The following is a 24818-nucleotide window of genomic DNA, read 5'->3' on the forward strand; positions in this document are numbered from 1 at the left end:
ATCGATCAGATCTCCTTGCGAATGCCACTCAGAATGGCCTGAGTGGTCTGTGCAGGCGCGGCCTGCGCACACATCCGGTCCAAGGCCTCCAGGAACGCCGATACATCATCGCGCTGGTCGAAGTAGGAGCCGCTGACGAGCGTCTCCGTGTACGCGATATCCGGCAGCTCCGGGATCGGGAACCGGAAGATATGGAAGGGGCCGTACATCGCCGGGTGCGGCCCGGCGTCGAACGGCATGATCTGCAACCTGATGTTGGGCATCGCCGCGGCTTCGATCAGCCGCGTGATCTGATCGCGCATGACCTCGGGCCCGCCGATGGGACGGCGCAGCACGGTTTCGTCCATCACCACCCACAGCATGGGCGGGTCGGGACGTGTGAGGAGGGACTGCCGCTCCATCCGCAGGGCGACATTGCGCTCGGTCTCCGAGTCGAGCGCGTGCGGCATTCCGGCGGACATCACCGCACGGGCGTAGCCCTCGGTCTGCAGCAGCCCGGGGACATAGTGCGGCTCGTAGGCCCGGATGAGGTTGGCCTCGCCCTCCAGGCTGACGAAGGTGTTGAACCACCCCGGCAGCACGTCCCGGAAGCGGTGCCACCAGCCGGGCTTGTTGGCCTCGCGCGCGAGGGAAAGGAATCCCTCGACCTCTTCCGGGTCGGTGACTCCGTAGGTGCGCAGCAGCTTCTCGACATACGGGAGCCTCAGGCCGACCTCGGCCTTCTCCATGCGGCGGATCGTGGCATGGGTGACGTCGAGGGCGCGGCCCGCCCGCTCGTATGACAGCCCGGCCTTCTCCCTCAGGTCCTGCAGCCGCTTGCCGAGCACGACTCTCAGGACGGTCGGGGCGCCGCCCGCCCGCGCATCCGGCACTACCGTCCCCCTCCAACTACCTTCACATCACAGCAGTCTGGCACGCACTCAGCCTCAGCAACAGACTGTCTCTTCGATTCTGCAATTTACAGATTGAACCTTGCCATACGCGAGTGGCGCAGAGCATAGTGGCGACGTGGCTCCTTCCTATGAGGCTCTCCGGTTAGGGCGCAGCGGCTCGCTCTCCGCTCCGTGCCTGCAGGACGCGTTTCGTCTTCCGGCACTGAGCACTTCCGTCGCGGAGGCGAGAAGGCTGGTCGTACTGCGGCTGTGCTCATGGGGCGCCAGGCAGGAGATGTGCGACAACGCCGAGTTGGTCGTCTCCGAGCTCTTCACCAACGCCGTGCGCCACACCTCCAGTGAGGAGGTCCGGTGCACAATGCAGCTCATGGGCAAGCGCTTGCGGTTGGAAGTGGCCGACCAAGGGTGCGCGCGCACGGAGCCGCAGGCCCGGTCGGTGAGCGTGGACCAGGAGGGCGGACGCGGGCTGATGCTGGTCGAGGCCCTGTCCGAGGCATGGGGCGTCAGACCGGACGCCGACGGCACGGGCCGCGCCGTGTGGGCCTACCTAGCTTAGGCTCCCCTGGCGCGACCCCGCTTCGACTTCGCTGTTTCTCGTCGCTGTTTTCTCTTCGCCGTTTCGCTGTTCCTCTTGGGAGGTGCCCGGATCTCCCCGCGCGAGCCCTCAGGGCCGCAGCGGCAGCAGATCCGGCCGCTTGGGCTCCACATGGTCCCCCGACGACTCCCCGCGCAGCCGTCGGCCGATCCAGGGCACCAGATGTTCCCGCGCCCAGTGGAGGTTGTCCCGGCGCACCTCGGCGGCCGTACGCGGCCCCTCCGGCGGCCACGGCTGGTCCGGGTCGGCCGGCACGTCGAGGCCGAGCACCTGCCCGGCGCGCAGCGCGACCCGGGTGTGTCCGTCGGGCGACAGGTGCAGCCGATCCTCGTCCCAGGCCCGCCGGTCCTGTACGGAGCGCAGTGACCACAGGTCGAGCACCGGGCTCTGGTATCGGTCCGCGATCGCCCGCACATGGGCCGTATACGTGGCGATCTTGCCGCGCAGATGGCGCAGCACCGGCACGCCGCGCGTGTCGAACCCCGTGCACAGCAGCACCGTGCCGACATGGGAGGTGAGCTGGGCCACGGCCGCCTCGTAGCGCTCGGCGACGTCGTCGGGGTCGCTGCCGGGCCGCAGGATGTCGTTGCCGCCCGCGCAGAAGGTCACCAGATCGGGGCCGAGTTCCATCGCGCGCGGGACCTGCTCCTCGACGATCTGGTCGAGGAGCCGGCCGCGTACGGCGAGGTTGGCGTAGCGGAAGTCGGCCGGAGCCGGGCCGCCGGTGGGCCCGGCTCCGGCATGCCGGTCGGAGAGCAGGACGGCCAGCCGGTCCGCCCAGCCGATGAAAACGCCTTCGGGATCCGGGTCGCCGACGCCCTCGGTGAAGCTGTCCCCGATGGCGGCGTACGACCCGATCACACCGCTGTTGAGTCTCTTCGCATCATCTGCCACGTCCCGACATCCTCCACCCTGGCGCGTGACCTACGCCACCGTAGGCAGGGGTTGACCAGGGGTGATCTATCCCACCCGGTCAGATCCGCCGAAGGTGGAATACGGCGGCGTCCAGGTCGCGACGCAGTCCTGTCTCGAGGCCGTGGTGGCTGAGTACGGCCCCCCGGTGGACCGTCCCGGTCTCCAGGTCCTCGTACCGGCTCTCGGGGTCGAGCCCGCGCAGCCGCAGCCCGGGCTGCCGCTCGCCGAGGGTCTGCGCCTGTAGCCACGCCAGCACCACGGTCTCCTCGCCGCGCACGTACTGCACCGCGGTGAGCCCGCCGTCCCCCGGCGGCCGCAGCCGGTACAGCTCGCCGTGCTGGACGACGGGCCGGATGCGCTTGTAGAGCGTCACCCAGTCACGCGCCTCGGCGAGTTCCTCCTCGCTCCACCGGCTCAGGTCGCCGCCCACCCCCAGCACCCCGGCCATCGCGCTGACGAAGCGGAAGCGCAGCGAGGTGACGCGCTGATTGCCCAGGGCGTTGGGGGTGTCGGTGACCCAGGCGGCCATGACGCGGGCCGGGTGCAGCTGGCTGAAGCCGTGCTGGATGGCCAGCCGGTCCAGCGGGTCGGTGTTGTCCGAGGTCCACACCTGGTCGGTGAGCGAGAGGACGCCCAGGTCGATCCGGCCTCCCCCGCCCGAGCAGGATTCGAAGGCGACGCCCGGGTGCGCGGCCCGCAGGCGCCCCAGGAGCTCGTACAGCCCCCGCACATGCTCGATCCACAGCCGCTGGGGGTACGGGTCGCCCGGCCACCCCGCGTCCGAGAAGGAGCGGTTGAAGTCCCATTTGACATAGTCGATGGGCGCGCTGGAGAGCAGGGTGTCCAGCCGCTCCCACAGGTGCTCCCGTACGTCGGGCCGGGCGAGGTTGAGCACCAGCTGGTTGCGGAACTCGGTGCGGGTGCGGCCGGGGTGGTGCTGCACCCAGTCGGGGTGGGCCCGGTAGAGGTCGCTGTCGGCGTTGACCATCTCCGGCTCGACCCAGATGCCGAACTGCATGCCCAGCGCGTGCACCTCGTCCGCGAGGGGCTTCAGGCCGCCGGGGAAGCGGTCGAGGTTGGGGGTCCAGTCGCCGAGCCCGGCGCGGTCGTTGGTGCGCGCCCCGAACCAGCCGTCGTCGACGACGAACAGCTCCACGCCCATCTCGGCGGCGCGGCGGGCGAGTCCGCGCTGCTGCTCCGCGCTGACGTCGAAGAAGGTGGCTTCCCAGGAGTTGTAGAGCACCGGCCGGTGCCGCTCGGCGCCGGGGATCACCTGGGCCAGCTGCCAGGCGTGCCAGGCGCGGCTGGCGGCGCCGAATCCGCCGTCGGTCCACAGGCCCGCGAAGACGGGCGTGGTGAAGGACTCGCCGGGCGCCAGGCTCAGCTGGCCCGAGTCGTCATGGCCGACGCCGCCGACCGCCTGCACGGTGCCGACGGGCAGCCGCTGGACGGCGATCCGCCAGGACCCGGACCAGGCGAGGGCGCAGCTGTGCACCTCGCCGTGTTCTTCGGTGGCCTCGCCGGCGTCCAGGGCTATCCAGGGCAGATGCTGGTGGCTGGTGTGGCCGCGACGGCTGCCGAGGACCTTCTCGCCGGGCGTGAGGTCGGCGCGCGCCACCTGGCTCTCGGCGGCCCAGCGCCCGTACAGATGCGTCAGCCGCCAGCGGTCGCGCGCCGGGAGGGACCAAGCGGCGGAGTCGACGCGCAGCAGCTCCAGGGGGGCGTCCTCCGGGCCGCCCGCGTGGGCCGCGGTGGTCCAGCGCTCGACCACGTCGAAGTCGTCGCGCATCCGGTAGTGGAGGGTGAGGGCGAGGTGGTGCAGCGGGTCGTGGAAGTGGAGCCGCAGCTCCTCCCCGGAGTCGGTCACCACGCCCCGCTCGAAGCGCCACTCGGTACCCCTGACGCCCTGCGACCGCACCGACAGGGCGGGGCGTACGAAGCGGGGCCCGCCTTCCACCGGGAACTCTTCGCGCCCGTCCAGGGATGATTCGAATCCCCACTCCATCGACGAGAGGCTGCCGGACTTGAGCGCGAGCGCCTCCGCGTCGGGGAGCGCGATGCGCGGGCCCCAGTGGAGGTGAAGCAACTCGTCGTTCTCCGTGAGGTGCAGCGCATAGCTGCTGCGCCGACCTGACAGCAGCCAGATCCGACCACTACCACCGATTTCGATCATCACTCTCCCCAATTCCACACAGACCGGAACATCATCGGGGGCAGCGCACCCGGCGCGCAATGCCCGGAGCGCCCCTCGACCCGACCGATCGCCGACCGATCCCCGCCCGATCGCCACCCGATCGCGGACCGGTCGCCCCCGCACACGCATGCCGTATGGTCAGCACAGCCCGCCTCGCCGACGAGCGGCGCCGGCGGCCGAGCCGAAGGAGCGCCCGTGACGCAGCAGACGCCGCAGGTCCCGTCGACCGAGCCCGAGCTCACGGGGGTGCGCAACTTCCGGGACGTGGGCGGTCTGCCGACCGTGGACGGGCGGCGTATGGGGCGTGGCGTACTGTTCCGCAGCGGCCATCTGGCGCATGCCACCGACAGCGACACCGCGTTCCTCGACTCGCTCGGGCTGCACACCGTCTTCGACTTCCGGAACTCCGCCGACATCAAGCTCGAAGGCCTGGACGTCGCGCTCTCGGGCGTGCGGACCGTCAACCTCCCGCTGTCCGACCCGGCCGACGGCGCGGGGTTCTGGACCATGGTCCGCGAGGGAGATCTGGCCACCCTGCGCGAGATGCTCGGCGCGGGGCGGGCGGAGCAGCGGATGATCGACTCGTACCGCTTGATCATCACCACCCGGACCGCCGAGCACAGCCGGGTGCTCGACGAGCTCGCGGACGGCGGCGCGCCCGCGCTGATGCACTGTTCGGCCGGCAAGGACCGCGCGGGCCTGTCGATCGCGGTGACCCTGCTGGCCCTCGGTGTGGAGCGGGACGCCATCGAGGCCGACTACCTGGAGTCGGCCGCCGTCCACCGCCGCTATAAGGTGTGGCGCGCCTCACACGCCGAGGACGGGATGTCCCCCGAGGTCATGGCGCTGCTCGCGCCGCTCTTCGACGCCCGCGCCGAGTATCTGGCGGCCGCGTTCGAGGCCATCGAGGAGACCTGGGGCGACACCGAGGAGTACCTCGTCCGGGGGCTCGGGCTCGACGCGGCCAAGCGGGAGCGGCTGCGGGAGCGGCTTCTCGCCACCTGAGGCGGTTGAGGTGCATGAAGCGCCGGAGGGGTCAGCGGTGGGCCAGCGCCTGCTTGACGAGCGTCCGTCCGAAGTCCCACATCAGCCCGCCGCCCCCGTGCGCGTCGTCCATGACGGCCGTGAACGCCTCGACGAAGCGGTCCACTTCCGGCTCCCCGATGATCAGCGGCGGAATCAGCTTGATGACCTCCAGATGGTCGCCGGAGACCTGGGTGAGAATGCGGTGCCGCTGTAGCAGCGGCACCACCACCATCTGCGCGAACAGCCCCTTGCGGGCCGCCTGTAGCATCGCCCAGCGGCTGCGCAGCCCCAGCGAGGTCGGCTTCCCGAACTCGATGCCGATCATCAGCCCGCGGCCGCGCACCTCGTGGAGCAGCTCATAGCGGTCCACCAGCGCGGCGAGGCGGGTGCGCAGCAGGTCGCCGGTGTGCCGGGCGTTCTCGACGACCTGGTCGTCCTCCATGACCGCGAGGACGGCCAGACCCGCCGCCATCGCCTGCGCGTTGGCGCCGAAGCTCGCCGAGTGGACCAGCACCCGGTCCATCGACGCATAGACGCGCTTGAAGATCCAGTCCTTGCCGAGCGTCGCGCCGACGGGCACATACCCGCCCGACAGGGCCTTGGCCACGCACACCAGGTCCGGCTCCACGCCCGCCTCGTGCTGGTAGGCGAAGAAGTCCCCGGTCCGGCCGAGCCCCGTCTGCACCTCGTCGGCGATCAGCAGCGCCTTGTGCCTCCGCAGCAGCTCCTGGGCGGCGCGCAGAAAGCCGGGCGGGGTCTCGTGGACGCCCTTGCCCTGGATCGGCTCGACGACGAACCCGGCCACATCGCGGCGCCTCAGCTCCCGCTCCAGCGCGGCCAGGTCGCCGAGCGGAATCGCCGTGTCCGGCAGCAGCGGGGCGAACCCCTTGCGGAAGGAGTCCTCTCCGTTGACCGACAGCGAACCGGTCGTCAGGCCGTGGAAGGCGTGCGCGCAGTACAGGACGCGCGGCTTGCCCGTCGCGTACCGGGCGAACTTCAAGGCGGTCTCCACCGCCTCCGTGCCGCTGTTGCCGAAGAAGACCCGGTCCAGGTGCGGGGCATGGCCGAGCAGCTTCTCGGCGAGCAGGCCGGGCAGCGGCTGGCAGTCGAAGCGGGTCAGATCGGCCAGCTGGGCGTCCAGGACGTCGTGCAGCGCCTTGCGGACGACCGGGTGGTGGCGGCCCAGGCCCATCACCCCGAAGCCGGCGAGCATATCGAGGTAGTCCCGGTCCTCGTCGTCCCAGAAGTACGCGCCCTCGGCCCGCTCGTAGACCTTGTCGAAGCCGATGGTGTGCAGCATGCGCGGCAGCTGGTGGTTGAGGTGCCGCGCATGCAGGTCGTACCGCTCGGACCCGCGCTCGGCCAGGAGCTTCCCGAGGTCGAAGCCCGATCGCTGCTCGGCTGCTGTCATGCGTCCTTCTCCTTGCGGGCCGCGGGCGGGGCCGGCCGGGCGGTGGCCGCGCGCCGCCCGCCACCGGCGCCGGTGGTGACGGTGGTAACGGGGGCGGTGGTGACGGTGGTAACGGGGGCGGTGACGGGCTCGGTGGCGGAGGCGTCGATACGGGCCAGGGCCGCGCCGATCCGGCCCGCGATCTCGGCGGGTGTGAGCCCGAGGTCGGCCAGCACCTCCCCGCGCCTGGCGTGTGCCAGGAACGCCTCGGGGATGCCGAAGGTGCGCACCGGCAGATCCACCTCGGCGTCGCGCAGCGCCTGCGCCACCGCCGCCCCCACCCCGCCGGTGCGGCTGTTGTCCTCGACGACGGCCACGGCGCGGTGGCGCGCCGCCAGCCCGGGCAGAGCGGCGTCGACGGGCTTGACCCAGCGCGGGTCGACGACCGTGCAGCCGATGCCGCGCTCGGCCAGCAGCCCGGCGGCCGCCAGGCCGACCTGGGCCATCACCCCGGCCACGACCAGCAGCACATCACCGCCGCCGCCGTGGTCGGCCGGTTCCGGACCCCCGTGCCGCAGCACATCCATGCCGCCGACGCGGCCGAGCGCCGGGATCGGCTCGCCCACCGACTCCTTCGGGAAGCGGATGACGGTCGGCGCGTCGGCCACGTCGAGCGCCTCGCGCAGCTGGGCGCGCAGCTGGTCCGCGTCGCGCGGAGCGGCGACCCGCAGGCCCGGCACCACCTGGAGGAGGGACATGTCCCACATGCCGTTGTGGCTGGGCCCGTCGGTGCCGGTGACGCCCGCGCGGTCCAGGACGAAGGTCACCCCGCACCTGTGCAGGGCGACGTCCATCAGCAGCTGGTCGAAGGCGCGGTTGAGGAAGGTGGCGTAGACGGCGAAGACCGGGTGCAGCCCGCCGGTCGCCAGACCGGCGGCGGAGACCGCGGCGTGCTGCTCGGCGATGCCGACGTCCCACACCCGCCGCGGATACGCCCGGGCGAACTCGGTCAGGCCGACCGGGTCCAGCATCGCGGCGGTGATCGCCACCACGTCGGGGCGCTCGGCGCCGATCCGTACCATCTCCTCGCCGAACACCGAGGTCCACGACCGGCCGCCGGAGGGTGCGAGGGGCGCGCAGGTCAGCGGGTCCATGGCGCCGACCGTGTGGAAGCGGTCGGCCTCGTCCTCCAGCGCGGGCCGGTAGCCGCGGCCCTTCTGGGTGAGGCAGTGGACGAGGACCGGGCCGTGGAAGCGCCGGGCCCGGCGCAGGGCGGATTCGACGGCCGCGATGTCATGTCCGTCGATGGGGCCGACGTACTTCAGACCCAGGTCCTCGAACATGCCCTGCGGCGCGAAGGCGTCCTTGAACCCCTTCTTGGCGCCGTGCAGCGACTCGTACAGCGGCTGGCCGACCACGGGCGTGCGCTGCAGTACGTCCTTGCCCCAGGCCAGAAAGCGCTCATAGCCGTCGGTGGTGCGGAGGGTGGCCAGGTGGTTGGCGAGGCCGCCGATGGTGGGCGCGTAGGAGCGCTCGTTGTCGTTGACGACGATGATCAGCGGGCGGTCCCGGGCGGCGGCGATGTTGTTGAGCGCCTCCCAGGCCATGCCGCCGGTCAGCGCGCCGTCGCCGATGACCGCGACGACATGCCGGTCGGTGCGGCCGAGCACCTCGTTGGCCTTGGCCAGGCCGTCGGCCCAGCCGAGGACGGTGGAGGCGTGGCTGTTCTCGATGACGTCGTGCTCGGACTCGGCGCGCGAAGGGTAGCCGGACAGGCCGCCCTTGCCGCGGAGCTTGGAGAAGTCCTGGCGGCCGGTGAGCAGTTTGTGGACGTAGGACTGGTGCCCGGTGTCCCACAGGATGCGGTCCACGGGCGAGTCGAAGACGCGGTGCAGTGCTATGGACAGCTCGACGACACCGAGGTTGGGGCCCAGGTGTCCGCCGGTTCTGGCCACCGCGGTGATCAGGAACTGACGGATCTCCTCCGCCAGTTCGGCCAGCTGTCCCTCGGTCAGCGCTTTGAGGTCACGCGGGCCCCGGACGCGCTCCAGTAGTGGCATGCGCGGATCCCCTCCTTGCGTATCTGCGTGTATCAGCTCACGGTGACCTCGGGGGTACCCGAAGGGGCCCCGTCGTCCTCCATCCGCTCGGCGATCTTCATTGCCTCGTCGATCAGGGTCTCCACGATCTTCGACTCGGGCACGGTCTTGATCACCTCACCCTTCACAAAGATCTGCCCCTTCCCATTCCCCGAGGCCACCCCCAGATCCGCCTCACGCGCCTCACCAGGACCATTGACCACACACCCCATCACCGCGACCCGCAACGGCACCTCCATACCCTCCAGACCCGCCGTGACCTCATCCGCCAACCTGTACACATCCACCTGCGCCCGACCACACGACGGACACGACACGATCTCCAACCGCCGCTGCCGCAGATTCAACGACTCCAGAATCTGGATACCGACCTTCACCTCCTCCACCGGAGGCGCCGACAACGACACCCGGATCGTGTCCCCGATCCCCTCACTCAACAGCGCACCGAACGCCACCGCCGACTTGATCGTCCCCTGGAACGCCGGCCCCGCCTCCGTCACCCCCAGATGCAGCGGATAGTCACACCGCTCCGCCAGCTGCTGATAAGCATTGATCATCACCACCGGATCGTTGTGCTTCACCGAGATCTTGATATCCCGGAACCCGTGCTCCTCGAACAGCGAGCACTCCCACAACGCCGACTCCACCAACGCCTCCGGCGTCGCCTTCCCGTACTTCGCCAGCAGCCGCTTGTCCAACGACCCCGCGTTCACCCCGATCCGGATCGGGGTCCCCGCATCCGACGCGGCCTTCGCGATCTCCTTCACCTTGTCGTCGAACTGCCGGATATTCCCCGGATTCACCCGCACCGCAGCACACCCGGCATCAATCGCCGCGAACACATACTTCGGCTGGAAATGAATATCCGCGATCACCGGAATCTGCGACTTCCTCGCGATCACCGGCAACGCGTCCGCATCATCCTGCGACGGACACGCCACCCGCACGATCTGACACCCCGACGCCGTCAGCTCCGCGATCTGCTGCAGCGTCGCACCCACATCCGCCGTCACCGTCGTCGTCATCGACTGCACCGACACCGGCGCGTCCCCGCCCACCGCCACCGACCCGACCCGCAGCCGCCGCGACACACGGCGCGCCGCCAGAGGCCGGGGCGGCACCGAGGGAAGCCCCAGATCAATCCCCGCTGATGTCATGACGTCAGCCGCGGCTTCCGGAGGCCGTTTCGCGGGCGGCGCGCAGCGACTCCTTGAGGGAGCCCATCGTGGCCAGCACGGCGGTCGGCTCATAGCCGCAGTGGGCCATGCAGTTGTCGCAGCGCGGGTCCTTGCCGCGGCCGTACTTCTCCCAGTCGGTCTCCTCGACGAGCTGACGGTAGGTGGGGACATATCCGTCGGCCATCAGATAGCAGGGGCGCTGCCAGCCGAAGAGCGAGTAGTTGGGGATACCCCACGCGGTGCAGGGGAAGTCGGTCTTGCCCTCCAGGAAATCCAGGAAGAGCGGGCTGTGATTGAAGCGCCAGCGCCGCCGGTTGCCGCCTGCGAAGACCTTCTTGAACAGTTCTCGGGTCTGCTCGACCCCCAGGAAGTGTTCCTGGTCGGGCGCCTTCTCATAGGCGTACGCGGGCGAGATCATCATCTCGTCCACCTTGAGTTCGTCGTTGAGGAAGTTGAGCACCTCGATGACGGTCTGCGGGGTGTCGGTGTTGAAGAAGGTGGAATTGGTGGTCACCCGGAAGCCGCGCCGCTGCGCTTCCTTGATGGCCTCGACCGCCTCGTCGAACACCCCCTCCTTCGCGACCGACTCGTCGTGCCGCTCGCGCAGCCCGTCGATGTGCACCGCGAAGGCGAAATAGGGAGAGGGCTTGAATTTGTGGATCTTCTTGCGCAGCAGCACGGCATTGGTGCACAGGAAGACATACTTCCGGCGCTCCACCAGCTGCCGCACGATCTCATCGATCTGCGGGTGCATCAGGGGCTCGCCGCCCGCGATGGACACCATCGGCGCGCCGGACTCCAGCACCGCGCCCACCGCCTGGGCGACCGGCATCCGCTGCTTCAGCACGCCGGCGGGGTGCTGGATCTTCCCGCATCCCTCGCACTTCAGGTTGCAGGCATACAACGGCTCGAGCTCGACAATCAGCGGAAACTTGTCACGACGCTTGATCACTTTCTGGTCGAAGAGATACGTCGCGACCCGGATGGTCTGGCGAAGCGGCATGGCCATCTAGCTCACCTCCTGGGAGCAGCGAAGAACGGTGCCAGGTAAAGAAAGCGGGAAGGATGGTGCGTAGTACGCGGAATGCAGATATTCCCCCGCGCAGTGTTCCGATACGGACGAGCTCATGTTCAGGAGCGTCCACGATCACTCGTACAGCCGCAACCGGGCGTACCCCGGCCGCCACGGCGGTCCGGAGCGTCGCGGCGGATTCCATGTCCACCGCGATCGCACCGGTGGCGTGCAGCCGGACCCGCTCGGCGCCCCGTACGACATGACCGGACCCGGCGAGCGGGCCGATGTGGACGGTGCGCCCCGGTCCGGCCCGAGCCAGACGGGTGAGCGCGTCGGCGAGGACCGCGGTGCCGGTGCACGGCGTGCGGCCCGCACCGTCCCGGGTCTCGTCGGCCACCACCAGGTCGCCCGGGTGCATCCCGGGGGCCAGGCCGGCGCAGAAGCCGGTGGCGATGACGGCGGCGCGGGCCGCGCCCCCGCCGCGCTGGTCGCCCTCGGCGAGCGCGCGCGTCACCGCGCGCTCGGCCGCCTGCGGCCCCATGCCGGTGCGCTCCACGGTCACCGGCCCGGCGGCCTCGCCGAAGTCGCCGCCGCGCAGGGCGAACCGCTCGATGCCGAGCGCGCAGGCGATCAGCAGCGGCGCCTGGCCCTCGCCCCGGAACGGATCCTCGCCCTGGTGCGGATCCTCGCCCTGGTGCGGGGAGGGAGCCGGGGCCGGGCCGGGGGCCATCAGGACCTCCGCGGCCGCGCCACGGCGGGCTCGCCGTTGACGTACCGCCCCAGCGCGGTGACCGGGAAGACCTGCCGGTACAGGTGGTAGTTGATGGAGAAGTCCCAGGGGAAGCCGGTGCCGGTGAAGTGCGGCTCGTCCCAGGACCCGTCGTCCGCCTGGGTCTCGGCGAGCCAGGTCACCCCGCGCTCGACCACCTTGCTCTCCCGCTCCCCCGCCGCCAGCAGGGCCATCAGCGCCCATGCCGTCTGCGAGGCGGTGGAGGCGCCCCGTCCGGCCCACTGCCGGTCGGGGTAGGAGCGCTGGTCCTCGCCCCACCCGCCGTCCTCGTTCTGGACGCTCTCCAGCCAGCGGACGGCACGGCGGATCGCCGGGTGGGAGCCGGGGACCCCGGCCGCCACCAGCGCCGGGACGACGGAGCCCGTGCCGTAGACATAGTTCGTCCCCCAGCGGCCGAACCAGGGTCCGTCGGCCTCCTGCTCGGCCAGCAGCCAGGCGACGCCGCGGCGCGCGGCCGGGTCCTGGGCCCTGCCCTCGTAGGCGAGCATTTCGACGACATGCGCGGTGACATCGGCCGACGGCGGGTCGATGACCTCCCCGAAGTCGCAGAACGGCAGCCGGTTGGGCAGCCGGCTGGTGTTGTCCACGTCGAAGGCGCCCCACGCGCCGTCGCTGGACTGCATGCCGAGCGTCCAGCGCGTCCCGCGCCGCACGGCCGCCTCGACCCGCTCGGGGTCGGGGTGGCGCACCCGGCGCAGCGCCAGGATCACCTCGGCGGTGTCGTCGGTGTCGGGGTAGTTGTCGTTGTGGAATTCGAACGCCCAGCCGCCGGAGGGCAGCCCGGGGCGCCGCACCGACCAGTCGCCGGGCCGGGTGACCTGCTCGTCGAGCATCCAGTCCGCGGCCTTGACCAGCGCGGGGTGGTCCGGGGCCAGCCCGGCGTCGACGAGCGCGATGGTCGCCAGACAGGTGTCCCAGACCGGCGACTGGCAGGCCTCGACCATCCGGCTGCCATCGTCGCGCCACACCGCGAAGCGGTCCAGGGAGGCCAGCCCGGCGCGCATCACGGGGTGGTCGAGGTCGTAGCCGAGGAGGTGCAGGGCGATCAGCGAGTACACGGCGGGCGGCTGGATGCCGCCCCAGCAGCCGTCGTTCTCCTGCCGCTCGACGATCCAGCGGGCACAGGATCTCAGCGCGGCCCGGCGCAACGGCCCGACCGCCACCTTGCGGTAGGCGTGCAGCGCCCGGTCCAGACGCTGGAAGGCGCCGTCCCAGGAGGCGAGGGGGGCGGGCCGGCGCGGGCCGGGCCGCCGGGGGCCGGTGTGGAGTTCGTCGAGGAGGAAGGGCGCGGGCCGTACGGGGCGCTTGGCCGAGACGACGGTGAGCGGCACGATGGTCTGCCGCGCCCAGCAGCCGAAGTCGTAGATGTTGAGCGGCAACCACTTCGGAAAGTAGATGATCTCCGGCGGCAGCTCGGGCAGGTCCTCCCACTTCCACCAGCCGAACAGCGCCAGCCAGATACGGGTGAACACCCGGCTGCTCGCGATGCCGCCGTGCTCGCGCACCCACGCGGAGGCGGCGGCCATGTGGGGCGCGTCCGGCCGGTCTCCGGCCAGCCGCAGGCCGACGTACGCCTCGATGGTGGCGGAGAGCTCCGGGGGGCCGCCGTGGAAGGTGGCCCAGGTGCCGTCCTCGCGCTGCTCGGAGCGGAGGTAGCGGGCGGCGGCTTCGAGCGTGGCCGGGTCCTGGATGCCGAGGAACTGGCGGAGCATCAGGTCTTCGGCGTCCATGGTGACGTTGGTCTCCAGGTCGCCCTTCCACCAGCCCTGTTCGTCCTGACGGTCCAACAGGTGGCGGGTGGCCCGGGCTGTCGCCTCCCGGGCAAGCGCTAAGGTCGCGGGGTCGAGGGGCTCGGGCGGATGGACGGTTGTCGCTGTCATGGCTTCCCCTTTTGCAGTGTGAGATCTCTGCCGTCGTGGGGCTTCCGTCGGCCGGCACCCCGGCTGGGTGCCGGCCGGCGACTGCGAGCTATATGCGGTCGATAGCGATCATCTCTCTCGTACGACGACGAAATCGGCGAGCGCCACGAACTGCGCCCGGACCCGATCCTCCATGTCCACCTGGTCGAGCGCCGCGACAGCGGTGGCGTGCTGTCGGCGGGCCTCCTGCGAGGTCCAGTCGCGGCCGCCGGCCTGCTCGATCAAGGCCGCGCGGGCGGCGAACTCCTCCTCGTCGAAGTCGGCGAACTCGGCCTCGGTCTTCTTCGCGTCGGCCGCGAGCAGCCGGGCGAGACGCTCGGAGGCCTCGCCACCCGCGTCGAGGGCGGCCACCACCGGCAGCGACTTCTTGCGCTGGCGCAGATCGCTCCAGGTCTGCTTGCCCGTGGCGTCGGGGTCGCCCCAGATGCCGAGCAGGTCGTCCACGGCCTGGAAGGCGAGCCCGAGGTGGTAGCCGTACCGCTCCAGGGTGTCGGCGGTGCGGTCGTCGGCGCCGCCGAGGACGGCGCCGATGGAGGCGGCACAGGCGAGCAGCGCGCCGGTCTTGTTGCCCTCCATCTCCAGGCACTCAGCGACGGTGACCCGCTCGCGGTGCTCGTAGCTGATGTCCTGGGCCTGGCCGTCGATGAGCTTGCGGGTCGCGGAGGTGAGCCGGCGGGTGGCGCGCCCGGCCTCCACCGTGCCCAGTTCCAGCAGTATCTCGCCGGCCAGGGCGAACAGCGCGTCGCCCACGAGGATGGCCTGCGCCGGTCCGTGCACCTTCCACACGGTGTCGCGGTGGCGGCGCTGTTCGTCGCCGTCCATCAGGTCGTCGTGCAGCAGCGAGAAGTTGTGCACCAGCTCCACCGCGACCGCGCCGGGCACCCCCACCTCGGCGGCCTGGCCCGCCACCTCGGCGGACAGCAGCGCGAGGGCGGGGCGGACGGCCTTGCCGCCGTCACCCGCGGCCGGGCGGCCCTCGGCGTCGATCCAGCCGAAGTGATAGGCGGCCACGGTGTCCATGGGCGGAGCCAGCCGGTCCACGGCGGCGCGCAGCACCGGCGTGGCAAGCGTGCGTCCGCGCTCGAGCAGCGCGATCACGCCTGCGGTGTCGGCTGCTGGGGTCGCCGGGGTCACGGTCTCTCCTTGGTTCTGTGTGGTGGTGCTCATACCGCCTCCTTGGGGGTCCCCCGGCCGGAGGCGGGGGGCGGGTCGCGATGCGGGCGGCCGAGGTCGGAGAGGGCCGTGCGGGCGGCGGACAGCCCGCTGCGCACCGCGCCCTCCATGGTCGCGGGCCAGCCGGTGGCGGTCCACGCACCGGCCAGGTACAGGCCGGGCGCGTTCGTGGGGGCGTCGGGGCGCAGCCGCCCGACGCCGGGGGTGGGGGCGAAGGTCGCGGTGCGCTCCCGGGTGACGAAGAAGTCGCGCACCGCGGCGCCGCGGGCGGCGGGCAGCAGCCGCTCCAGCTCGGGCAGATAGCGGGCGCGCAGCTCGGCGGCCGGGAGCTCGATCTCCTGGTGCGCCGCGGACTGGGACAGGGCCAGGTACTGGCTGTCCCCCGCCCCGGGGAGCCGCGCCAGGCCCGAGGCGTCGGTGCGGTCGAAGACCCACTGGACGGGGGTGCCGATCGCGGCGAAGAAGGGGCGGCGCATGACTTTGCGATCGTAAACCACATGGATGTTGAGGATCGGCGCGGTGCCGATGCGCAGCAGCCGCTCCGGGGCGTCCAGAGCGCCCTCGGGGAGCAGGGCGTGTGCCTCGCGCTGCGGCACGGCCAGCACCACCGCGTCCGCCTCCAGCGGCGCGGCGCCCGCCTTGTGCACGCTCCAGCGGCCCTGGGCGGTGCGGGTGACGGCGGTCACCTTGGCGCGCAGCTCGCAGGCCACGCCCGCGGTGTCCAGGGCCGCGCGGGCGAGGGTGTCGTGCAGCTCGCCGAGCGGGGTGCGCGCCCAGCCGATGTCGGCCGCGCCGGGGTGGGAGAGCAGCCCGGTCTTGAAGACCATGGCGGCCAGGCCGAGCGAGGCGTCGCGGGCGGTGGCGTTGAGCGTGGCGACCCCGACCAGGTCCCACAGCGCCTCCACGGCACGCGGCGACTGTCCGTGGCGGCGCAGCCAGTCGGCGAAGCCCACCCCGTCCAGGGCCGGGTCGGCCGGGTCGAGCCGCCCCAGGGCGAGCGCGGCGCGCCCCACCTGGGCGCGCTCGGCGAGGGAGAGGTGCGGGTAGGTGGCGAGGCTCGCGGCCAGGTGCAGCGGTACGGGCAGGGCAGCGCGGCGCAGCCGGCCGAGCCGCCGTCCCGGCCGCCCGTCGGCGTCCAGGACGGGCACGTCAAGCCTGCCCTGTAGCGGGGCGAGCCGGGAGCCGCCGACCCGGTCGAGGAACCACCGGTAGGCGGAACAGCAGCGCAGATACACATGCTGGCCGTTGTCGACGGTCAGCTCGCCGACGGGGGACGGACGGCGGAAGGAGAAGGCGAGCCCGCCCAGCCGGGGGCGCCCCTCCAGCACCGTCACGCGCAGCCCGGCGTCGGCGAGCGCGAGCGCCGCCGTGGTGCCCGCGAGGCCGCCGCCCACGACGGCCACCGAGCCCCGCGACCCGCCGCCGCCCGCGCCCGGACCGCCTGCCTTCTTCGCCCGCGACGGCGCGGCCGCCCCGTGGGGGCGGCCTGCTGTCTCTCCACCCCGCCGGCCGGGGTCGGCCTGGGGGCTTGGGCTGGGGTCAGGGCGTGAGCTTGGGGCTGGGCTGGGGCTTGGGGCTGGGCTGGGGCGGCGTGGGTGCGGGTCCGCCGGGAGGGTCATGGCCGTCCCCCGGCGGTGCGGCGGGCGGCGGCGCGGGCGTCGAGCCCGGCCAGGCCGCGGACGGCGACGTACGCCTTCTCGCGGCCGGGGAGCGAGACCCGGCCGCGCAGGACGGCCTCCGGGTCGCGGGCGATGCGCTCCAGGAGTCTGCGGTAGATGCCCGCCATGGCGGCCACACAGGCACCGCTGCGGCGGTCCAGCATCGGCAGCAGCTTGTAGCCCTCGGTGAACAGGATCCTGGCCCGCCGGACCTCGAACTGCACCAGTCCCGTGAAGTCGGCGTCCGGCGGGGCGATCGAGGTGTGAATGCCCGCGGGGCAGCCGAACTTGGCGAGGTCGTCGGCGGGCAGATAGGTGCGGCCGCCGGCGGCGTCCTCGCGGATGTCCCGGAGGATGTTGGTGAGTTGCAGGGCCAGGCCGAGCGTATCGGCGTACTCGGGGGCGCGCTCGATCTCGCGCGCGCTCATCCCGGGGGCGCTCACGGTGCCGAAGACGCCGAGGGAGAGCCGCCCGATGGCGCCCGCGACACAGCGGCAGTAGGCCTTGAGGTCGTCCCAGGTCTCATAGGTCTGGCCGGCCACGTCCATCAGCACGCCGTCGATCAGCTCGTCGAGCCCGCCCAGCGGGATCGGGAAGCGGCGCGCGGCATGGGCGAGCGCCACGGCGACCGGGTCGGTGTCGTCCTCCTCGATCGCGCCGTTCCTGACGCGGTCGAGCACGGCGCGGGTCTCGGCGAGCCGCACCCGCTTGGCGTCGCCGTCCAGGCGGCCGTCCCCGATGTCGTCGATACGGCGCGAGAAGGCGTAGAGCGCCGACATCGCCCGGCGCTTCTCGGTGGGCAGCAGCCTGATCCCGTACGCGAAGTTACGGGCCTGCTGCCCGGTCACGGCCTCGCAGTACCGGTACGCCGCGAGCACTGGTGCGGACGCGTGCGGAGCTCCGGTCACGGTCCGGCTCACCCCTCTCTTCGCAGTGTCGCCCCCGCCTCGCGCAGCACGCTGAGCTTGGTGGGTCTGGGCGGTCCAGGAAGTACGTCGTATCCCGCGGCCGCGACCGCCCTCAGGGCGGCCCGTCCCCCTGCCACGAACCCGGCGAGCAACCACTTGAGCCTGCCGTGGACGCTACCCACGAGGGGGGTCCCTTCATTCAGCAGGGTTTCGGCGCGGGCCGCCTCATGGGCGATCAGGGCGCGCACCGGGGCACCGGCCGTGGGAGCGGCGAGATCGGCCTCGGTCACGCCGAAGCTCTTCATGTCCTCGGCGGGGAGGTAGACGCGGTCGCGGCCGAGGTCCTCGGCGACGTCCTGTAGATGTTCGACGATCTGGAGTGCGGTGCAGATCGCGTCGGAGCGGCGGACCCGCTCGGGGCTGGTGGTGCCGGTCACGCCGAGCACCAGGCGGCCCACGGGGTTGGCGGACAGTTCGCAGTAGCCGAGGAGGTCCTCGTAGGTGGCGTACCGGCGCACCCGCTGGTCCTGCCGGTTCGCCTCGATCAGGCCGAGGAACGGCTCGGGGGGCAGCCGGTGGCGGCGGACCGTGGGGCGCAGCGCGCGCAGCAGCGGATGGCGGGGGCCCGCGGACACCCCCCCTGTACTGGCTGCGCCGGCTGCGCCGCCCGGGTTGCCCGGGTCGTCGAAGACGCGCCGTAGGTCGTTCTCGAAGGCGTCGAGCATCGCGAGCGGGTCGTCGGCCCGGTCGCGGTGGAGGCCCAGCAGTTCGGCGTCGGAGCCGCCGGGGGGAAGGTCGCCGTCGCCGATGTCGTCGACCAGACGGGCGTAGCCGTAGATCGCCATGAGATCGGCCCGCCAGGCGCGAGGGAGGAAGAAGGGAGCGACGGGGAAGTTCTCGTGCGCGGCCTTGTCGAGTACGGCACGGGCGGCCTCCTGCCCGTCGAGGGGACCGCTGGACGTGCTATGGAACCCGCTGCGCTCGTCCTCCACGGTCACCGTGGACAGCCAGGCGTACGGGCAAGGACCAGGTCTCCGCCCGGGCCCGGGTGACCGGGCCCTGTGGGAGAGCTGGAGATGGGCCGGGTAGCCAATGCCGTCACATCCCCCGTTCTACACCGGTTGCCAGGGTCGACACGATGCGGACACGCCGCGCCTGCCACGTCAAGCGCGCTCGACGCCGCCCCCACTCACAGGGGACAGCGACACAGGTTCGGCAGGCCCGGATGGATACCGGTACAGCTTACGCCTCTCGGTGTACAAACGTGCCGCGGTGTACCCCAAGGCGGCCCTGGGTGATCCCCCCAGACGAGCCTCCAGGGGTTTCCCGGGCCTCCTAGGCCGTGTCCTCCTCGTAGAACTCCTCGATGTCCAGCATCAGGCAAAGGTTGCGCAGCTCGAACTCGAAGAAGGACTTCCCCTCCGGCAGGGCGAACGACATATGGCCGAGAGCCTCCATGGAGATCACCCCGTACAGCCGCACCCAGCAGCGGAGCATCACGGCGAGCGCACCCGGGGGCATCTCGACGCCCTGGTCCTCGCTGAGCTCGACAAGGGCCCGTACGAGCCCGGGGTCGAGCTCCTCCTCCTTGGGGGCGGGGAAACCGCGCACCCGCCACAGGTCCGAGATCAGGTCGGAGAACACCGAGCCGAAGACCCAGCCCATGTTCCGGTCGGGCTTGGTCTCCTCCCGGCCGAGGCCGGGGGCCCAGGGGCCGAGTATGAGCCCGAACTCATGGGGATGCTTGATGGCCCAGACGCGCTGCGCTCTCGCCCCGCCGATCAGCCCGCGGCCGGGCTCCGACTCGGGGAGCTGCCCGATCACGCCGCGCATATAACGGGCCATCTCGGCGAAGATGTCCACGCGCAGCTGGAGGATCAGGGCGTCACGGCTGCTGAAATAGCGGTAGACGGCGGGCGCGGTCATGCCCATCTCGCGGGCGATGGCCCGGATCGTCACATTCTCCGGGCCCTCCTGAACCAGGAGCGTCCGGGCGACATCCTTGATCTCGCGGATGGTCGCGATGCGCAGCCGCTCGCGCCGTGAGTACGGTGCGACGTGCGCTTCCCCTGGCGACACGCGTCCCCCTCCCTGATACTCCGCCGCTCGACAAGAAACCCGGCGTTCAGGCACACGATACAGCGCCTCCGTTTAGTGAACGCCGCCTGCGTCAGTTCCCCGCGTTCACTGGCGAGAAAGGAACACCTCTCCGTCCACCACGTGGACCGCGTAGGCCTCCACGGGGTCCACCGCGGGCATCTCCAGCGCCTCTCCCGTGCGGAGGCAGAAGCTGCTGAAGTGCCAGGGGCAGACCACGGTCTCCCCCTCCAACTCGCCTTCGGACAGGGGAGCTTCCTCATGCGAGCAGCGATCGCGCAGCGCGCGGACCGTACCCCCGACGTTCGCCAGGAGCACCCTGACGCCCTCCACTTCCACCGTCGTCATCTCGCCAGGCTGCACATCCGCCAGGCGCGCGACATGGATCCCGCCTCGCTCGTTCACGGTCTCGCTCATCGTGTGGCTCCTCTCTGTCGTGACGGAAGGGCGGGCACGGTGGCCCCACTTCACAGATAGCGGAATGTCAGCTTCAGATACATCGGAAGCATATTCGAATGGAAATCCGCCGCGCGACCGGATCGACAAGTCGGACACCACGCCGGGGCGCGCACCCCAGCGCATCCACCGTAGACTGGCTACCCACCAGTCAACATTTCCACAGCCCCCGGGAGACGGTTGACAGGCACAGTCCGCGCCGCTCTATAGTAAACACTCGTAGCTGAGGTGAATTTGAGTTTCGCTCACCTCGCGGCGGACCGGCCAATGGATGTCGATCGAACCCATTCAGCCGGGAGCCAATAAAGAAAGTTCACGGGGGGATACGTGTACGCACGGTCATTGAACGATCTGGTGGACGGCTGTCTTGCCGGGGATCGGGACTGCTGGAATCAGATCGTGGAGCGGTATGCGCCGTTGATCTGGGCGATCGCCCGCTCACACCGGCTGAGCCCGGCCGACTGCGGGGACGTGAGCCAGGCGACCTGGCTGCGCGTCGTTCAGCACCTGGACAAGCTCCGGTCGCCGGAGCGGCTGGCACAGTGGATTTCCACCTCGGCCCGCCGGGAGAGTCTGAAGCACCTGGAGAAGTCGGGACGCAGCGTTCCGGTCGGCGGCACCGAGGCGTTCGACCGCCCGGAGGTCGCCGGGGAGCTGCCCGAGGATGTGGCGCTGGCCCGCGAGCGCGACGACGAGGTCCTGACGGCGTTCTGTGCGCTGTCGCCGAAGTGCCAGGCCCTTCTGGGGCTGCTGGTGACCGACCCGCCCATGTCGTACGACGAGATCAGCGAGACGCTCGGCATGCCGCGGGGCTCGCTGGGCCCGGTGCGTGCGCGCTGTCTGGCCCATTTGAAGAAGCTGTTACAGGATCAGGGTCGCGTCCACAAGAGCGACACCGTGCTCGCCTCCCGCATCAGGGCGGCCGGCCTGCGGGCGTTCGCCGTGAGCCGGCGGTCTACGCAGGAGAAGCATGGGCCGTCCGGTTCTCGTGGGCCTGGTCCTTCCGGTCCACCGCCACGTCTTCCGAATCCGCGTCGGCATCAGGATGGCGAGACGCGCTTTCTCTGAAGAGTGACTGCGCGTTTTCCAGCACACTCTTCGGCACCGGACCGAGAGCATCGGACAGGCGTCCCAGCAATTCCGCTTGCTCGTGATCCATGGCTACGGCTCCTTCTCCCCTGGCGGCGGGCGCGTCCTAAAGCCGCACCTGTCGACCACCGATAGATTCAGTGGTTCAATCTACAACAGGGGGTTCGGGTTCACCATTGCCCGTCAGGGCCTTTATGGCCCGATCGAGTTGGCGTGCGTCACGCGTGGCGTACTGCGGAATCTCCGGCCGGGTCGCACGAGCGAAGCCGGTGAGCACTTTCCCCGGTCCGACTTCGACAAAGGCCGTGGCACCGTCCGCCGCCAGCCGCACCAGGGTCTCCGTCCAGCGGACCGACCCGGCGAGCTGGCGGCGCAGCCCGTCCACCGCCCCGTCCGCGCCACACACATATCCGGCGGTCACATTGGCCACCACCGGAATGCGCGGCTCGTGAAAGGTGACCGCCTCCAAGTCGGCCCGGAAGGCGGCCTCGACATCCCGCATCAGACTGCAGTGGAAGGGCGCGCCCACATCGAGGATCACCACCTTCTGCGCCCCGGCCTCCTTTGCCGCGGCCGCCGTCGCCCGGACGGTGGCCGCTGTGCCCGAAATCACCAGCTGTCCGGGGTCGTTGTAGTTGGCCACCTCGACCACCCCGCCCTCCTCGGCCCCCACCGAGGCGCACAGCTTCTCCACGGCCGGGGCGCCGAGCCCGATCACCGCCGCCATCGCGCCCGGGGTCCGTTCATTGACCGCGGCCATGAGCTCACCGCGCCGTCGGACCAGGCGCAGCGCGTCGCGCCAGTCGAGCACGCCCGCGCACACCAGGGCCGTGTACTCCCCCAGGCTGTGCCCGGCGACAAGCGCCGGCACGATGCCGCGTGAGCGCAGCACGTCCAGGGTGGCAAGGCTGGTCAGAAAGACGGCGGGCTGGGTGACACGGGTGTCCCGCAGCTCCTCCAGCGGCCCCTCCCAGCACAGCCTGGAGAGCGGGAATCCCAGCAGTTCGTCCGCCGGCCGGTAGTAGCGGTCCAGCAGCTCCGGGTGGCGCGCGACAAGGTCGTGTCCCATGCCCACGCGCTGGGAACCCTGACCGGGAAAGAGAAAGGCGATCGCGCTCATGAGAACTCCTACTCCTCTATTGATGGGTGAGGTGTGACGCCGGGGCAAAGACACGGGGGCCGTGCGCGGTGTCCCGCACGGCCCCCGCGCTCTGTCAAGGAATGGTGAGAAAGCGCCCTTGATGAAAGGCGAGCGGGGAAATGTCCAGGAATTCCGGCCCCGCCTCCAGATCGAATACCTCGGCGATGAAAAGGGTGTGGTCCCCCGCGGCGACCGTCTTCCTGACCCGGCATTCGAGGTGCGCGAGCGTGCCGGCGAGGACCGGTGCGCCGCTCGCGCCCAGCCGGTGCGGTATGCCGGCGAACGCCTCATGGCCCGACGGACGGCCGGAGGCGGCGAACCGAGCGCCGAGCTCCGCCTGACCCCGGCTGAGGATGTTCACCGTGAACGCTCCGGCCGTCGCGACCACCGCGCCGGTACGGGAGCCGGCCCGCAGACAGATCATGATCAGCGGCGGGTCGAGGGACAGCGAGGCGAATGAGTTGACGGTGGTGCCGTGCGGACCGTCCTCGGCCCGCGCCGTCACTATCGTGACACCGGTGAGGAACTGGCCCATGACCTGCCGGAATTGCTGCTGGGTGATGGATCGCAATCGTGGCGAAGCCGATGTGGTGGCCGATGCGGTCTCCATGGGTGTCACGCCCCCTGTGTCGTCGGCTTGCGGTCTCAGGCCGGGGCCTCGGCGGTCCAGTCCACGACTGCACCCGCGTAGATCCACTTGGTGCTCTCCACCCCGACCAGCATGATCCGGTCCCCGGGCTTGACCCGGCCCTTGCGCCATGCGTCGTCCAGGAAGAGCGGCACCGCGGCGCAGCCGACCGCCCCCATGGTGGAGAGGCTGTCGATGATCTTGCCGTCGAGGGCCTTCCAGTCGGTGGTGTCCAGGCCTGCCTCCCGCAGCGAGTCGAGCATCCAGCCCACATTGCCCTCCGGCACCAGGCACAGATCGACCGTGTCCACGGCCAGGTCGGCGCGGGCCAGCGTGGCGCTGATCGCCTCGGTCACCATCACCGGGGTGAAGTCGCCCGCCCCCACGACATCCACCTTCAGATCGACCAGGCGCTTGGCCTTCAGCTGCTCATGGATCGGGGCGTGGGTGCCGCCTCCGACCGAGTGGATGCCGGGCTTGCGCCCGCCGCCGATGCACGCGGAGGCCGCGCCACGCAGCCCGCCGGGCCCGTCCTGCGCCCGCAGCACCATGGCCCCCGCCCCGTCGCCGAACATATACAGCGGCATGCGGTCGCGCATCCGGATGGCTTCGGGGTCCTTGCCGAGGAAGATCGGAGCGAGCACCGGCGAGATCGCCTCGCTGCCGATGACCAGCGCGGTGGTGTGCACCCCGGCGGCCAGATACATCCGCGCGATGTCCAGGGCCTGCACCACGCCCGCGCCCCCGGAGCGGATCTCCAAGGTCGCGCACCGCTCCAGCCCCAGACGGTCCTGGACGAAGTTGACCAGCGGTGGCAGCGGGTAGTCCGGGGTGCCGGTGGCCAGGATGATCAGGTCGATCTCGCCGGGCTCGATCCCGGCCGAGTCCAGGGCCCGCACGGCGGCCTTGTAGGCCATGTCCGAGTTGTTCTCCCGGTGTTCACCGGTCGCGGGATCGATCATCCAGTAACGGCGCTCGATGGACAGACCCTGGAGGACGTCCTCGGGCAGTGGGCCGGCGAGCCGGGCGATCTCACTGGTGGGTATGGGATCGCCCGGCTGGTAGCCGCCGGTTCCGATGATGTGGATCGCGGTCACCGTAGGCCCCTCACGCCGCCGCGGTAGCGGCGGAGGCCTCGACCTGGGCAACCACCAGATCGACCAGGTTGTCCACCGTGAACAGGCCCATGACCTGGGTGGCCTGGAGCCGGCCGGACAGCTCGGCCACATCGATCTGCGGCATCACACTCTTGAGCTGGGCCAGCCCGCGCTCGGTGATGATCTCGTGCTCGTCGCCGAACTCGTCGTCCGGGATGCCGCCCTGGACATACTCGGCGAGCTGAGCGGCCTGGATCTTGACACCGATCGAACGCTCCAGGCGGAAGAGGATGTCGAGCAGGTCGATCGACTCGGCCCCGAGCTCGTCGAGCAGGGTGGCCTCGGGGACGACCTCCTCCGGCTCGGCGCCCACCGCCTCCACGACGGCCTTCTGGACGGCTTCGCTGATCTGGGTACGGTCCATGTGAGGGTCTCTCCTGTGTCAATGAAGGTTTTGAGTGCTGTGGGTCAGCGCGGGGGATACGGGGCCGCCGGGCGCCGCCTCGGCGCGGTCGCCCCCGCTCTCACACCCCTACAGATCCGCCGCGGTCCGGCCC

At 71.0% G+C, this 24818-nt stretch carries 22 protein-coding genes; 3 read left to right on the forward strand and 19 right to left on the reverse strand.

All coding sequences use genetic code 11. The features are described from left to right. Nucleotides 1–5 precede the first annotated feature (5 nt). On the reverse strand, nt 6–872 hold the full coding sequence (locus ACWY4P_RS10990; RefSeq protein ID WP_456210208.1) for a helix-turn-helix domain-containing protein: 867 nt from the start codon (nt 870–872) through the stop codon (nt 6–8). A gap of 268 nt (nt 873–1140) precedes the next feature. Here ACWY4P_RS10990 and ACWY4P_RS10995 point away from each other — a divergent pair, with 268 nt between their 5' ends. Next, nucleotides 1141–1449, forward strand: coding sequence for an ATP-binding protein (locus ACWY4P_RS10995; protein ID WP_456212882.1), 309 nt, complete (start codon nt 1141–1143; stop codon nt 1447–1449). A gap of 108 nt (nt 1450–1557) precedes the next feature. On the opposite strand, the gene ACWY4P_RS11000 is transcribed toward ACWY4P_RS10995, so the two are convergent. Next, on the reverse strand, nt 1558–2382 hold the full coding sequence (locus ACWY4P_RS11000; RefSeq protein WP_456210210.1) for an SGNH/GDSL hydrolase family protein: 825 nt from the start codon (nt 2380–2382) through the stop codon (nt 1558–1560). Between the two features lie 79 nt (nt 2383–2461). Next, complete coding sequence (locus tag ACWY4P_RS11005; protein ID WP_456210212.1) at nt 2462–4576, reverse strand: alpha-galactosidase; 2115 nt, start codon at nt 4574–4576, stop codon at nt 2462–2464. Between the two features lie 216 nt (nt 4577–4792). Here ACWY4P_RS11005 and ACWY4P_RS11010 point away from each other — a divergent pair, with 216 nt between their 5' ends. Continuing rightward, nucleotides 4793–5602 (forward strand): tyrosine-protein phosphatase, encoded by an 810-nt coding sequence (locus tag ACWY4P_RS11010; RefSeq protein ID WP_456210214.1) that lies wholly within the window; start codon nt 4793–4795, stop codon nt 5600–5602. A 31-nt stretch (nt 5603–5633) separates the two neighbouring features. Here ACWY4P_RS11010 and ACWY4P_RS11015 read toward each other — a convergent pair whose 3' ends face one another. The 12 genes from ACWY4P_RS11015 to ACWY4P_RS11070 form a co-directional block, all read right to left on the reverse strand. Continuing rightward, entirely contained in the window at nt 5634–7034 is a 1401-nt protein-coding gene (locus tag ACWY4P_RS11015) for an aspartate aminotransferase family protein (protein WP_456210216.1), read from the reverse strand. Further along, entirely contained in the window at nt 7031–9073 is a 2043-nt protein-coding gene (dxs, locus tag ACWY4P_RS11020) for a 1-deoxy-D-xylulose-5-phosphate synthase (RefSeq protein WP_456210218.1), read from the reverse strand. The genes ACWY4P_RS11015 and dxs overlap by 4 nt, the downstream gene beginning before the upstream one ends. A 32-nt stretch (nt 9074–9105) precedes the next feature. Continuing rightward, nucleotides 9106–10269, reverse strand: a complete 1164-nt coding sequence (gene ispG / locus ACWY4P_RS11025; RefSeq protein WP_456210220.1) for a flavodoxin-dependent (E)-4-hydroxy-3-methylbut-2-enyl-diphosphate synthase — start codon at nt 10267–10269, stop codon at nt 9106–9108. 4 nt (nt 10270–10273) lie between these two features. Further along, a complete protein-coding gene (gene hpnH / locus ACWY4P_RS11030) occupies nt 10274–11299 on the reverse strand; it encodes an adenosyl-hopene transferase HpnH (protein WP_456210222.1) in 1026 nt (341 codons plus the stop codon). After that, the gene (locus tag ACWY4P_RS11035) at nt 11226–12035 is read right to left on the reverse strand and encodes a phosphorylase family protein (RefSeq protein ID WP_456210223.1); all 810 of its coding nucleotides are present in this window, start codon (nt 12033–12035) and stop codon (nt 11226–11228) included. Before ACWY4P_RS11035 ends, hpnH begins: the two co-directional genes overlap by 74 nt. Continuing rightward, nucleotides 12035–13975, reverse strand: coding sequence for a squalene--hopene cyclase (gene shc / locus ACWY4P_RS11040; protein ID WP_456210225.1), 1941 nt, complete (start codon nt 13973–13975; stop codon nt 12035–12037). Before shc ends, ACWY4P_RS11035 begins: the two co-directional genes overlap by 1 nt. 108 nt (nt 13976–14083) lie before the next feature. Next, nucleotides 14084–15181 (reverse strand): polyprenyl synthetase family protein, encoded by a 1098-nt coding sequence (locus ACWY4P_RS11045; RefSeq protein ID WP_456210226.1) that lies wholly within the window; start codon nt 15179–15181, stop codon nt 14084–14086. Continuing rightward, nucleotides 15178–16590 (reverse strand): hydroxysqualene dehydroxylase HpnE, encoded by a 1413-nt coding sequence (gene hpnE, locus ACWY4P_RS11050; RefSeq protein ID WP_456210228.1) that lies wholly within the window; start codon nt 16588–16590, stop codon nt 15178–15180. Before hpnE ends, ACWY4P_RS11045 begins: the two co-directional genes overlap by 4 nt. A 212-nt stretch (nt 16591–16802) precedes the next feature. Next, entirely contained in the window at nt 16803–17765 is a 963-nt protein-coding gene (hpnD, locus tag ACWY4P_RS11055; RefSeq protein WP_456210230.1) for a presqualene diphosphate synthase HpnD, read from the reverse strand. Beyond that, complete coding sequence (gene hpnC, locus ACWY4P_RS11060) at nt 17762–18745, reverse strand: squalene synthase HpnC (protein ID WP_456212883.1); 984 nt, start codon at nt 18743–18745, stop codon at nt 17762–17764. The genes hpnD and hpnC overlap by 4 nt, the downstream gene beginning before the upstream one ends. A 343-nt stretch (nt 18746–19088) precedes the next feature. Beyond that, nucleotides 19089–19832 carry a TetR/AcrR family transcriptional regulator gene (locus tag ACWY4P_RS11065; protein ID WP_456210232.1) on the reverse strand — a complete coding sequence of 248 codons (744 nt, stop codon included), beginning with the start codon at nt 19830–19832 and terminating at the stop codon, nt 19089–19091. 105 nt (nt 19833–19937) lie between these two features. Beyond that, on the reverse strand, nt 19938–20267 hold the full coding sequence (locus ACWY4P_RS11070; protein WP_456210234.1) for a Rieske (2Fe-2S) protein: 330 nt from the start codon (nt 20265–20267) through the stop codon (nt 19938–19940). 381 nt (nt 20268–20648) lie between these two features. Between ACWY4P_RS11070 and ACWY4P_RS11075 the strand changes: the two genes are divergently transcribed. After that, entirely contained in the window at nt 20649–21374 is a 726-nt protein-coding gene (locus tag ACWY4P_RS11075) for an RNA polymerase sigma factor (RefSeq protein ID WP_456210236.1), read from the forward strand. 166 nt (nt 21375–21540) lie between these two features. Here the strand turns inward: ACWY4P_RS11075 and fabD are convergent, their stop codons facing one another. The 4 genes from fabD to ACWY4P_RS11095 all read right to left on the reverse strand — a co-directional run bounded on the left by fabD (nt 21541) and on the right by ACWY4P_RS11095 (nt 24685). Next, complete coding sequence (fabD, locus tag ACWY4P_RS11080) at nt 21541–22515, reverse strand: ACP S-malonyltransferase (RefSeq protein WP_456210238.1); 975 nt, start codon at nt 22513–22515, stop codon at nt 21541–21543. Between the two features lie 94 nt (nt 22516–22609). Continuing rightward, nucleotides 22610–23146 (reverse strand): flavin reductase family protein, encoded by a 537-nt coding sequence (locus tag ACWY4P_RS11085; RefSeq protein ID WP_456210240.1) that lies wholly within the window; start codon nt 23144–23146, stop codon nt 22610–22612. 35 nt (nt 23147–23181) lie between these two features. Next, on the reverse strand, nt 23182–24261 hold the full coding sequence (locus ACWY4P_RS11090) for a 3-oxoacyl-ACP synthase III family protein (RefSeq protein WP_456210242.1): 1080 nt from the start codon (nt 24259–24261) through the stop codon (nt 23182–23184). A 10-nt stretch (nt 24262–24271) separates the two neighbouring features. After that, nucleotides 24272–24685 (reverse strand): acyl carrier protein, encoded by a 414-nt coding sequence (locus ACWY4P_RS11095; RefSeq protein WP_456210244.1) that lies wholly within the window; start codon nt 24683–24685, stop codon nt 24272–24274. Nucleotides 24686–24818 lie beyond the last annotated feature (133 nt).

This window comes from Streptomyces sp. LZ34 (genome assembly GCF_053890475.1).